Source organism: Methylobacterium currus, from assembly GCF_003058325.1.
Taxonomy (GTDB): Bacteria; Pseudomonadota; Alphaproteobacteria; order Rhizobiales; family Beijerinckiaceae; genus Methylobacterium; species Methylobacterium currus.
On record NZ_CP028843.1, the window covers coordinates 339,001 to 350,805 of the forward strand.

The following is an 11,805-nucleotide window of genomic DNA, read 5'->3' on the forward strand; positions in this document are numbered from 1 at the left end:
AAGGAGCGCCGCCACGACGTACCGGTCAAGACGGAACGCCTGAGCACGGCCGGGAGGAGACCCCCATGTCAGACCATCAGCAGGACGCCCCCGGCGTCGGCACCGACGCGCTCGGCGTCGGCACCATTTCGACGATCACCTGGCGGCTGATGCCGCTCCTCGGCCTGATGTACCTGATCGCCTACATCGACAGGCAGAACGTTTCCTACGCCAAGCTCCAGATGGTGGGCGACCTGGGCTTGAGCGAGGCGGCCTACGGCTTCGGCGCCTCGCTGTTCTTCCTCGCCTATTTCCTGTTCGAGGTGCCGTCGAACGTCATCCTGGAGCGGGTCGGCGCCCGGGTGTGGTTCACCCGCATCATGGCGACCTGGGGGATCATCACGATCCTGCTCGGCTTCTCGACCGGGCCGGTGATGTTCTACATCCTGCGCTTCCTCCTCGGCGCGGCGGAGGCCGGGTTCTTCCCCGGCGTGCTCTACGCGCTCACCCTGTGGTTCCCGCAGGTCTTCCGCGGCCGGATGGTCGGCTGGTTCATGATCGCGAGCGCGGTGGCCAACGCCGTCGGCGCGGCGATCGGCGGCGCGCTCCTCGACCTCGACGGGGCGCTCGGCTACCGCGGCTGGCAATGGGTGTTCCTCGCCACCGGCGTGCCGGCGGTGCTGCTCGCCGTCGTGGTGTTCTCCATCCTGCCCGACCGGCCCGAGACAGCCCCCTGGCTCGACGCCTCCCAGAAGAAATGGCTCGCCGACATCCTGGCGCGCGAGGCGGACAGCACTCCGCACACCGACCACCACAACCCGTTCCGGGTGCTCGCCGACACCCGCGTGGTGCTGCTCTCGCTGCTCTACGTCGCCTTCCCGCTCGCGGCCTACGGCCTGAGCTACTGGCTGCCCACCGTGGTGAAGGGCTTCGGCGTCTCGAACACCATGAACGGCTTCATCAACATCATCCCGTGGATCTGCGTGGCGCTGGCCCTGTGGTGGGTGCCCCGGCATGCGGCACGCACGGGGGAGACCACCTGGCACATCGCCGGCCCGGCCCTCGTCGGCGCCCTCGGGTTGATCCTCAGCGTGGTGCTGCCCGGCGACGCGGTGAAGTTCGCCTGCCTGTGCGTGGCGGCGGCCGGCATCTTCTCGGGCCAGCCGGTCTTCTGGTCGCTGCCCCCGACCTTCCTGCGCGGCGCCACCGCGGCGGCCGGCATCGCGATGATCAACTCGGTCGGCAATCTCGGCGGCTTCGTCGCCCAGAACGTCGTGCCGTGGATCCGCGACGTCAGCGGCAACACGCTGGTGCCGATGCTCTTCCTCGCCGCCTGCCTCGTCGTCGGGGCGGCGATGGTCTTCGTGGTCCAAGGCGTCCTGACGCGCTCCGCCGCGGCCGAGGCCGGGGGGCTCGCGCCGGTCCGGCGCTGACCGCACGATTGTCCCTTTCGGGGCCGGCTTCGGTCCTGAAAGGGATAACGCTTTTCTTTTCAATGGTATGACGGAGCAAAACGTCGTCGGATCGGGCGACGACGGCCCGATCCGCAAGCCAATGGCCGATTTCACCGACTGGACGCACGAGCAGGTCCGCCAGCTCGTCGATGTCGAGCAGGTCTACGCCGCCTATCAGGCGGCCCGGACCGAGCTCGCCCAGCGCTTCGCCGGCTCGATGGCGTGGAAGACGGTGCGCGGGCACCAGTATCTCTACCGCAAGCGGAAGGTGGCCTGGTCCTCCCTCGGGCCCCGCAATTCCGAGACCGAGGCCGCCATGCGGCCTTCCATGATGGCCGGGCGCGGCTGAAGCAGCACCTCTCCGACCTCGCCCGCCGCCTCGACGCGATGGCCCCGGTGAACCGCGCCCTCGGGCACCGGCATCCGGGTCGTCTGCACCCACGCCCTCTTCGCCTATGAACGTCTGGCCGGCATCCGCATCGCCAGCGGCCATCTCGCCACCGGCGACATCGACCTCCTGTTCGATGCCCGTGCCCGCCTGAGCCTCGTCGCCGAGTCCCAGCCGGGGGTCGACCTGGGGCGGGAGGGGCTGATCGGCCTGTTGCGCAGCGTCGACACATCGTTCGAGCCGACGGGGACCGAGACCTTCCGGGCGGTGAACCGGGACGGCTTCATGGTCGACCTGATCCAGCCCCTGCCGAAGAACCGGATGGCGCGAAGTCCCCGCAGCCGGATCGGGACCTCGCCCGAGGATCTCAGCGCGGTCGAGATCGAGGGACTGACCTGGCTCGTCAACTGCCCGAAGGTGAGCGCGGTCACGATCGACACCCGCGGCTACCCGGTCGGCCTCGTCGTGCCCGACCCGCGGGCATTCGCCCTCCACAACGCCTGGCTCGCCGCCCGGGACGACCGCGATCCGCTGAAGCGCGGGCGCGACGCCGGCCAGGCGCGCCTCGTCGCCGGCCTGGTCGTCGCGCGCCTGCCGCACCTGTCCTTCGACGATCCGGCCGTCGCCGCGATCCCGCGCGCCTTGCGCGACCGGGCCGTCCAGATCCTGCCCGCGTCGAATGAGGCCGAGGATTCCATCGAGCCGGACTGGTGAAGGCTCACGCCGCCAGGGCCAGACACGCCAACGCCGCCGCCAGCCCCCATAGCAGCCCGCAGGCCCGTCGGTACAACACCAGCGCCCGACGGATGTCGGCAGCGTTGGCGTCCGCCCGCCCCGATCCCATCCAGGCATCCTCGACCCGCGTGGTGCCGTAGACCCGCGGGCCGGCGAGGCGCAGACCGAGGGCGCCCGCCATCGCGGCCTCGGGCCAGCCGGCATTGGGCGAGCGGTGGCGGCCGGCATCGCGCCGGACCGCCGCGAGCGCTTCCCGCGGGCTGGCTCCCGGGCTCAGGGCGGCGGCAGCGATGATCAGCCCGGCCGTGAGGCGCGAGGCCGGCAGGTTGACGAGGTCGTCGAGGCGGGCGGCGGCCCAGCCGAAAGCCTCGTGGCGGGGCGTGCGGTGCCCGATCATGCTGTCGGCGGTGTTGATCGCCTTGTAGAGCGCGCCCCCGGGCAGGCCGCCGGCACCGAGCCAGAAAGCCGGCGCCACGATGCCGTCGGAAAAGTTCTCGGCCAGGCTCTCGATCGCCGCGCGGCAGAGGGCGGCCTCGTCGAGGGTTTCGGGATTGCGCCCGACGATCATCGCCACCGCGTTGCGGCCGCCGGGCAGGCCGTCGCGGTCGAGATCCTTCGCCACCTGGGCGACGTGGTCGTGCAGGCTGCGTTGCGCCGGCAGGCTCGCGGCGAGCACCGCGCAGAGGACCATGCCGGGCAGGAGCCCGAACTCGCCGCAGGCGAGCGCGAGGGAGAAGGCCGCGAGGCCGGTCGCCGCGAGGACGAGCAGGAGGGCCAGGATCCCGGCGGTGCGCCGCCGTGCGGGCGAATCGGCCTCGCGGTTGAGGCCGCGGTCGAGGACGGCGATCAGGGCGCCGATCCAGGTGACAGGGTGGCCGGCCAGCCTGTAGAGGCGGTCCGGATAGCCGAGCACGGCCTCGACCGCGAGGGCGAGGACGAGCACCGGGAGGCTGTCGGGCGGGTGCAGCAGGGCGGCCATGGCGCGTGAGTTGGAACGGGAGCCGATCCGGCACGGGGGCGACCTCGACGAGGCCCGCCGGCTCTTCCCGCAGGCCCCCGAGCCCTGGATCGACCTGTCGACGGGGATCAATCCGATCCCCTATCCGTGGCCGGCCCTCGATGCCAGCGCCTTCACGCGCCTGCCGGCGCGTACCGACCTCGCGTCCCTCGAAGCCGCGGCGGCGCAAGCTTATGGGGCGCGGCCGGCCCACGTCGCCGCCGCCCCCGGCACCCAGGCCCTGATCGACCTGATCCCGCGGCTGCGGCCCCCGGGCCGCGTCGCGGTGGTCGGCCCCACCTATGCCGAGCACGCCGCGTCCTGGGCCCGGGCCGGGCACAGCGTCGCGACGGTGCCGGACCTCACGGCGGAGGCCGACATCGGGGTGGTGGTCAATCCGAACAACCCGGACGGGCGGGTGATGCCGGCCCGCGACCTCGCGGCGGCGGCGGCCCGGCTCGCGGAGCGCGGCGGCTGGCTCGTGGTCGACGAGGCCTTCGCGGATCTCGAACCCGTCGAGAGCCTGTGCGGGACGCCGCCGCCCGGCTGCCTGGTGCTGCGCTCCTTCGGCAAGACCTACGGCCTCGCCGGCTTGCGGCTCGGCTTCGCGGTGGCGGGAGAGCCCCTGATCGGGACGGTGCGCAGGGCGATCGGGCCCTGGGCGGTGTCGGGGCCGGCGATCGCGGTCGGCCGCCGCGCCCTCGCGGATGCCGCCTGGCGGCGGGAGGCCGCCGAAGCGCGCGGCCGCGATGCCGCCCGGCTCGACGGGCTGCTCAAGTCCGCCGGCGGCCGGATCGTCGGCGGCACGACCCTGTTCCGCACCGCCGACTTCGCCGATGGCCCGAGCCTGTTCACGCATCTCGGCCGCGCCGGGATCTTCGTGCGCCGGTTCGAGGCCGCGCCGGCGCGCCTGCGTCTCGGCCTGCCGCCCGACGAAGCGGCCTGGACCCGCCTCGCCGCATCCCTGCGGATGCGGTGAGGCGCCATTAAAAAGGCCGAAAACCGCAGCATCCGGGAACCCTGGCCGTCGGGGTCACGAAGGCGGCGGGCGCCGCACGGGGAATCAGGCAGAATGGACGCGGACGAGGTCAAACGGCGCGACAGGCTCGGCAGCATGATCGCGTTCGCGCGGCGCACCGTGCCCGACCTCCGCCGCAACGCCGAGACGGTCGAGCCGATCTCTCCGCACGGCCCCCGGAGCCGGCTGCCGGCTCTGCTCAACCCGCTGCGCTGGACCCGCGTGCCGCTGCTGCCCGCCGCCGGCACCCAGAACCGGGTCCTGACCCGGCTGTTGCGCAGCATCGGCCTCTTCGTGCTGCTGCCGACCGCGGTCATCGGGATCTACCTGTTCTTCATCGCCGCCGACCAGTACGTGGTCGAGGCCCGCTTCGCCGTCCGCGGCGAGGTCGAGCCGATGGGCAACGTCGCGCTCGGCGAGTTCTCCTCGCTGATCCAGAAGAACAACAGCCAGGACAGCTACATCGTCCAGGAATACATCCAGAGCCAGCCGATGCTGGAGAGCGCCCAGAAGGAGCTTGACGTCGTCAGGATGTTCACCCGCGACGAGGCCGATTTCTGGACGCGCTATTCCGGCGACAAGCCGATCGAGGATCTGCTGAAGTACTGGCGCAAGCACGTCCAGGTCCACATCGACCTCGTATCCGGCGTGATCACCATGACGGTGCAGGCCTTCACGCCCGACGATGCCCTGGCGATCAGCCGCCACGTCATGGCCCGCGCCGAGGCCCTGATCAACACGATCTCGTCCCGCGCGCAGCAGGACATGCTCAAGCACAGCCAGGCCGACCTGGCGGCGAGCGAAGAGCGGATGCGCAAGGCCCACCTCGCCCTGCGCGAGTTCCGCAACCGCTGGGGCATCATCGATCCGGCCAAGTCGGCCGAGGCGACGATGACCACCCTGCTCGGCCTGCGCAAGGACAAGATCAAGGCGGAGAACGACCTGCAGGTGCTGCGGGGCTCCGGCCTCGACGAGAAGTCGCGCTCGATCCAGACCATCGTGGCGAGCCTCACCGCCACCAACCAGCAGATCAAGCAGCTCGAGGATTCGCTGACCAGCGACGGGATGGCGATCGGCGGGCGGCACGTCTCGGACGCGATCCTGGAATACGAGGGGCTGATGGTCGAGCGCACCATCGCCGAGAAGCTGAACGACTCCGCCACCATCATGCTCGACCGCGCCCGGGTGGCGGCGAACCGCCAGCACGTCTACCTCGCGGTCTTCGTGCCGCCGAGCCTGCCCGAGCTCTCCACCGTGCCGATGCGCGGACACGCCCTGTTCGTCGCCTTCTTCGCCTTCCTGGTGCTCTGGGGCTGCAGCAGCCTGCTCATCGCCGGCGTCAAGGACCACAACATGTAAGAGCCGACCCGCCCGGGCCTTCGGTCCCGGCGCGGGTCGTGCGATGAAGCGGGCCGGGGCGCCGTCCGAGGAGCGCCCGCGACGCGAAGGACGAGCAGCACCCCGATGTCCGATTTCACGGACCTGGTCGCCCGGGCCGTCTCCCCGGCGATGAGCCGCGAGGAGCGCGAGGCGGTCTACCAGGTGGTCAAGCAAGCCATGCGCCGGCTCCAGGAGCGCGAGAACCTGCAGCCCGACGATCCCCGCGCCCGGCTCCAGGAGCACCTCGTCGAGGAGACCATCCGCGACGTCGAGGCGCTGGTGACCCGCTACCTCGCCCGCCAGACCATCCTGGAGGCCGAGCGCGCCAACGAGGCGGCCAACGCCGCCGCCGCGGCCGACCTCTAAGCAGATCTCGCAAACGGGGTTGCCGGTCTTGCGACGCAAATCTGCGACACGACACGAACCTAAGCGGACGAAGCGTTGGCCCGCCAACGCAGGTCTGCTGCTCACGCCTCCTCGGTCAGGCGCTTGAGCGAGGTCTGGAGCGCGTCGCCGCCGAGCAGCAGCGCCCGCGACAGGTCCGCCAGGGTAACCCAGCCGGTGACGCGCCCGCCGGCGTCCCGCACCGGCAGGCGCCGGACGTGGTGGGCGGCCATCAGGTCGAGGGCTGTGCGCACAGGGTCGGTCTCCGCGCAGGAGACGATGGGGCGCGACAGCACCTCGCTCACCCGGAGATGGCGCGGGTCGAGCCCCTGGGCGACGACCCGGTAGAGGATGTCCCGGTCGGTGATCACGCCGTCGAGGGCGTCCGGCGTCCCGACCGGCAGGGCGCCGACATCGAGCTCGCCCATCAGCACCGCGGCCTCCTGCACCGGCGCCTCGCCGGGAATGAACTCCACGTCCCTGCTCATCACGTCCGCGACCGTCGCGCTCATCGCACCCCTCGCCACCCTGACATCTCCGGCAACCCGCGGCGGCGCCGGCGGCTCCGGATCGCGACACGATTCCCGGCCCGACATCACGCCCGTGAAATTTTGACGGCGAGACGGGAGCTTGGGCGAGGGCCGGCGCGTTCAGCCCACAGTCAGGCTTCTCGCCTCCGGGATCGTCGAACGCCCCCATGAACATGGAACTTACGTCCAAGCCCGCGCCGGAAGCCCCGGCGGCCTCGCCTCTCGCCCGGCGCGCCTCGCGCATCAGCGAGGGCCAGCCCTTCCCCCTGGGCGCGACCTGGGACGGCCTCGGCGTCAATTTCGCGCTGTTCTCCGCGCACGCCACCAAGGTCGAGCTGTGCCTGTTCGACGATTCCGGCGAGACCGAGATCGAGCGGATCGCCCTGCCCGAATACACCGACGAGGTCTGGCACGGCTACCTGCCCGATGCCCGCCCCGGCACGATCTACGCGTATCGCGTCCACGGCCCCTACGAGCCGGAGGCCGGCCACCGCTTCAACCCGAACAAGCTGCTCCTCGACCCCTACGCCAAGGCGCTCGTCGGCTCCGTCACCTGGAACCCGGCCCTGTTCGGCTACGTGATGGAGAGCGGCGACGACACCACCTTCGACACCCGCGACAGCGCCCCCTTCACCCGCAAGTGCCGGGTGATCGACCCCGCCTTCACCTGGGGCCGCGACCAGAAGCCGAACGTCCCCTGGGACAAGACGGTCTTCTACGAGACCCACGTCAAGGGCTTCACCAAGCTGCACCCGGCGGTGCCCGAGCGCCTGCGCGGCACCTATGCGGGCCTCGGCACCCCCGAGGTGTTGGCCTATATCCGCAGCCTCGGCGTCACTTCGGTCGAGCTGCTGCCGATCCACTCCTTCGTCAACGACAGCTACCTGCTCGAGAAGGACCTGGTGAATTACTGGGGGTACAACACCCTCTCGTTCTTCGCCCCCGCCCGCCGCTACGCCGCCGTGCCGGACTTCGCCTTCTCCGAGTTCAAGGAGATGGTGGCCCGCATGCACGGGGCCGGCCTCGAGGTGATCCTCGACGTGGTCTACAACCACACCGCCGAGGGCAACGAGAAGGGCCCGACCCTGTCGTTCAAGGGGATCGACAACGCTTCGTACTACCGGCTGCTGCCGGACCAGAAGCGCTACTACATCAACGACACCGGGACGGGGAACACCGTCAACCTCTCGCATCCGCGGGTGCTGCAGATGGTGACGGATTCCCTCCGCTACTGGGCGACCGAGATGCGGGTCGACGGCTTCCGCTTCGACCTCGCGACGATCCTCGGCCGCGAGCCCTACGGCTTCGACGAGGGCGGCGGCTTCCTCGATTCCTGCCGCCAGGACCCGGTCCTGTCCTCGGTCAAGCTGATCGCCGAGCCGTGGGATTGCGGCCCGGGCGGCTATCAGGTCGGCGGCTTCCCGCCCGGCTGGGCCGAGTGGAACGACCGTTTTCGCGATGAGGTGCGGGGCTACTGGAAGGGCGACGAGGGCCTGCTCCCGGCGCTCGCCTCGCGCCTCACCGGCTCGGCCGACAAGTTCAACAAGCGCGGCCGGCGCCCCTGGGCCTCGGTGAACTTCATCACCGCCCATGACGGCTTCACTCTCGCCGATACGGTCTCGTACAACGAGAAGCATAATTCCGCGAACGGTGAGGACAACCGGGACGGCCACTCCCACAACCTGTCCTACAATTACGGCGCCGAGGGACCGACCGACGATCCCGAGATCCGCGCCGTGCGCCTGCGCCAGATGCGCAACCTGCTGGCGACACTGCTCCTGTCGCGCGGCACCCCGATGCTGCTCGCCGGCGACGAGTTCGCCCGCACCCAGAAGGGCAACAACAACGCCTATTGCCAGGACAACGAGATCTCCTGGATCGACTGGGAGGCGATCGGCGAGGACGAGCGGGACCTCGCCGAGTTCACCCAGCGCCTGCTGATCCTGCGCAAGTCCCTGCCGATGCTGAGCCGGGGGCGCTTCCTCACCGGCGCCTTCGACGCCGAGCTCGGCGTCAAGGACGTGAGCTGGCTCACCCCCGCCGGGACCGAGATGACCCCGGAGAACTGGAACGACGGCGGCGCCCGCTCCCTCGCCGTCGTCCTCGACGGCCGGGCGCAATCGAGCGGCATCCACCGGCGCGGGGGCGAGGCGACCCTGATGCTGCTGTTCAACGCCTATCACGACGTGGTCGAGTTCACCCTGCCGGAGGTGGTGGGGGGCGATGCCTGGATGCGGGTGCTCGACACCAACCTGCCCGACACCCAGGACCTCGCCCGGTTCCCCGTGGGCGACACCTACGCGGTTACCGGCCGCTCGATGCTGATGTTCGTGCTGCGCCCCACCGACGTGGACCATGCGAGCGAGACCTGGCGCTCCTACCAGCACGTGATCCAGGCCTTCGAGCGGGCGGAATCCGAATGCGTGGCGTTTGGGTTGTCGCCGGAGGGGTGACATCCGGGCGGGCCTGCCCACCTTAGTGGGCCTGCAATGCTCCGCCCGTCCACTGCGTCGGCGGCGGGCGGGCGTGTGTGAGGGCCTGTCGAACAGGCGCGATGCCAGGGGCGGCCGATCCGGCCGCCCTTCGGGCTCGTGCGAGCGTGGAGTGGGGGCGGTGGCGAAAATCCTTCTCGTCGAGGACCATGAGGAGATCTGGGATTTCCTCTCCCGGCGGCTCAAGCGGCGGGGCTACGAGGTGGTGCTCGCCCATGACGGCGAGGAGGGGGTGATGAAGGCCCGCACCAGCCGGCCCGACATCATCCTGCTCGACATGAACCTGCCGGTGCTCGACGGTTGGTCGGCGGCCCGCGCGCTCAAGTCCGACGCCGAGACCGCCCGGATCCCGATCATCGCGCTCACCGCCCACGCCATGTCGGGCGACCGCGAGAAGGTGATCCAGGCCGGCTGCGACGACTACCACCCGAAGCCCGTCGACTTCTCGAAGCTCCTGACCCAGATCGGCGCCGCCCTCGGCACGCCGCCCACTCCCTAGAAACGACAGAAGCGGCGGGTGCGAGGCCGATGATCGACGATCCCGTGACGGCGCGCCGCCTGCGCGACGCGATGCCTGTCTTCACGGCGCTGGCGACCTGCCTGCTGGTGCTGGCGATCGGCGCCATCCTGTCGCTCGGACGCGACGTCTTGATGCCGATCACCCTGGCGGTGCTGCTGAGCTTCGTGCTCGCCCCGGCGGTGCGGGGATTGCAGCGCCGGCGCCTGCCGCGCTCGCTCGCCGTGCTGGTCGTCGTTCTGGCGACCTTCGGGGGGATCGGGGGCCTCGGCCTCCTGATCGCCAACGAGGCGTCGCAGCTCGCCGCCGACCTGCCGCGCTACACCGTCACGATGCGCGAGAAGATCGGGGCCCTGCGGTCCCAGGCCGGCGGCGGCGCCACCCTGGAGCGGCTGTTTCAGGCGGTGCAGGACCTGAGCCAGGACCTGCAGCCGCCGGAGCCCGCCAAGCCGCGCGGCCCTGGGGATGCCGAGAAGCCGATGCTGGTCGAGGTGCGCGAGCCGAAGGCGGGTCTGCTCGCCACCCTCGGCAGCGTCGTGGCGCCGGTTCTGCACCCGCTCGCCACGATCGGGCTGATCCTGCTCTTCACCCTGTTCTTCCTCGCTCAGCGCGAGGACCTGCGCAACCGCGCGATCCGGCTCGCCGGCTCCGGCGACCTGCGCGCCACCACGGCGGCGATGGACGATGCGGTGGCGCGGCTGTCGCGCTTCTTCCTCGCCCAGGCCGGGCTCAACCTCGCCTTCGGGGTGGTGATCGCAGTCGGCTTGTGGCTGATCGGCGTGCCGAGCCCGATCCTCTGGGGCGTGCTCGCGGCGATCCTGCGCTTCGTGCCCTATATCGGCGCGGTGATCGGCATGGCCTTCCCGCTGCTCCTCGCCGCGGCGGTCGATCCGGGCTGGTCGATGCTGATCGCGACGGTGGTGCTGTTCGCGGTCGTCGAGCCGATTGCCGGCCACGTCGTCGAGCCGCTGCTCTACGGCCACTCGACCGGCCTGTCGCCGGTGGCGGTGATCCTGGCCGCGACCCTGTGGACCTTCCTGTGGGGGCCGGTCGGGCTGGTGCTCGCCACCCCGATCACCGTCTGCCTGGTGGTGCTCGGCCGCCACGTCGAGCGCCTGGCCTTCCTCGACGTGATGCTGGGCGACCGGCCGGCGCTCGCCCCCTCCGAGATCTTCTACCAGCGGATGCTGGCGGGCGACCCCCTCGAGGCGATCGACAAGGCGCGCCAGGTGCTGAAGGAGCGGGCGCTGGCCACCTATTACGACGAGATCGCGCTCGGCGGCCTGCGGCTCGCCCAGAACGACCGGGCGAGCGGGGCTCTGGCCGCCGACCGCCAGCAGGCGGTCGGCCAGGCGATCGAGACCGTGGTGACGACGCTGGGCACGCTGCCGGTGCGCAAGGGAGCGTCGGCGGTCCGCAGCGCCGAGGTCGAGGCGACCGTGGCGGCGGTCGGGCCGGACCGGGCCGCCACCGCCATCGTGCGCCGGCCGGAGGATCTGGCGCCGGCCTGGCGCGGGCCCACCCCGGTGCTGGTGGTGGCGAGCCGCGGACCGTTCGATGCCGCTGCCGCCGGCATGCTGGCCCAGGTGCTTGGGCGTCACGGCCTCAACGCCCGCCTCACCAGCCAGGAGGCGCTCGCCCGGGGCGAGCGGCCGGACACCGCCGGCATCGCCCTGGTCTGCCTCTCCTATATCGAGCCGATCAGCACCTCCCACATCCGGCTCGCCGCCCGCCTCGCCCGGCGGGCGATCCCGGGCGTGCGGGTGATGGTGGCGGTCTGGCGCGAGCGCGACCCGGCCGGCCGCGACCGCCTGCGCCGGGCGACCTCCGCCGACATCCTGGTCACCACGATCAGCGACGCCCTCGACGCCGCCCTGACGCTCTCGGGCGCCCAGGAGGCCCGCGAGACGCGGCGCGAGGCGGCCTGAGCG

11 protein-coding genes are annotated in these 11,805 nt (G+C 71.3%); 9 read left to right on the forward strand and 2 right to left on the reverse strand.

Annotated elements, in window-relative coordinates:
• Positions 1 to 65 precede the first annotated feature (65 nt).
• The 3 genes from DA075_RS01590 to DA075_RS37330 all read left to right on the forward strand — a co-directional run bounded on the left by DA075_RS01590 (position 66) and on the right by DA075_RS37330 (position 2,535).
• A complete protein-coding gene (locus DA075_RS01590; protein WP_099951717.1) occupies positions 66 to 1,412 on the forward strand; it encodes an MFS transporter in 1,347 nt (448 codons plus the stop codon).
• Between the two features lie 121 nt (positions 1,413 to 1,533).
• On the forward strand, positions 1,534 to 1,782 hold the full coding sequence (locus DA075_RS37325; RefSeq protein WP_123834111.1) for a hypothetical protein: 249 nt from the start codon (positions 1,534 to 1,536) through the stop codon (positions 1,780 to 1,782).
• A 72-nt stretch (positions 1,783 to 1,854) separates the two neighbouring features.
• A complete protein-coding gene (locus DA075_RS37330) occupies positions 1,855 to 2,535 on the forward strand; it encodes a nucleotidyltransferase family protein (protein WP_276330931.1) in 681 nt (226 codons plus the stop codon).
• A 4-nt stretch (positions 2,536 to 2,539) separates the two neighbouring features.
• On the opposite strand, the gene cbiB is transcribed toward DA075_RS37330, so the two are convergent.
• Positions 2,540 to 3,535: an adenosylcobinamide-phosphate synthase CbiB gene (gene cbiB / locus DA075_RS01605; protein WP_099951719.1), complete on the reverse strand. Its 996-nt coding sequence runs from the start codon at positions 3,533 to 3,535 to the stop codon at positions 2,540 to 2,542.
• On the opposite strand from cbiB, the gene cobD reads away from it, so the two are divergent.
• From cobD to DA075_RS01620, 3 genes are all read left to right on the forward strand, one after another.
• Positions 3,534 to 4,532, forward strand: a complete 999-nt coding sequence (gene cobD / locus DA075_RS01610) for a threonine-phosphate decarboxylase CobD (RefSeq protein ID WP_099951720.1) — start codon at positions 3,534 to 3,536, stop codon at positions 4,530 to 4,532. The genes cbiB and cobD overlap by 2 nt on opposite strands.
• A gap of 93 nt (positions 4,533 to 4,625) precedes the next feature.
• Entirely contained in the window at positions 4,626 to 5,930 is a 1,305-nt protein-coding gene (locus DA075_RS01615) for a KpsE/RkpR family capsule polysaccharide export protein (RefSeq protein ID WP_099951721.1), read from the forward strand.
• A 105-nt stretch (positions 5,931 to 6,035) separates the two neighbouring features.
• A complete protein-coding gene (locus DA075_RS01620) occupies positions 6,036 to 6,317 on the forward strand; it encodes a hypothetical protein (protein WP_099951722.1) in 282 nt (93 codons plus the stop codon).
• Positions 6,318 to 6,418: 101 nt separating this feature from the next.
• On the opposite strand, the gene DA075_RS01625 is transcribed toward DA075_RS01620, so the two are convergent.
• A complete protein-coding gene (locus DA075_RS01625; protein ID WP_099951723.1) occupies positions 6,419 to 6,847 on the reverse strand; it encodes a CBS domain-containing protein in 429 nt (142 codons plus the stop codon).
• Positions 6,848 to 7,038: 191 nt separating this feature from the next.
• Here DA075_RS01625 and glgX point away from each other — a divergent pair, with 191 nt between their 5' ends.
• The 3 genes from glgX to DA075_RS01640 all read left to right on the forward strand — a co-directional run bounded on the left by glgX (position 7,039) and on the right by DA075_RS01640 (position 11,802).
• Positions 7,039 to 9,318 carry a glycogen debranching protein GlgX gene (gene glgX / locus DA075_RS01630; protein ID WP_099956336.1) on the forward strand — a complete coding sequence of 760 codons (2,280 nt, stop codon included), beginning with the start codon at positions 7,039 to 7,041 and terminating at the stop codon, positions 9,316 to 9,318.
• A gap of 160 nt (positions 9,319 to 9,478) precedes the next feature.
• Entirely contained in the window at positions 9,479 to 9,856 is a 378-nt protein-coding gene (locus DA075_RS01635) for a response regulator (RefSeq protein WP_099956337.1), read from the forward strand.
• Between the two features lie 29 nt (positions 9,857 to 9,885).
• Entirely contained in the window at positions 9,886 to 11,802 is a 1,917-nt protein-coding gene (locus DA075_RS01640; protein ID WP_099951724.1) for an AI-2E family transporter, read from the forward strand.
• Positions 11,803 to 11,805 lie beyond the last annotated feature (3 nt).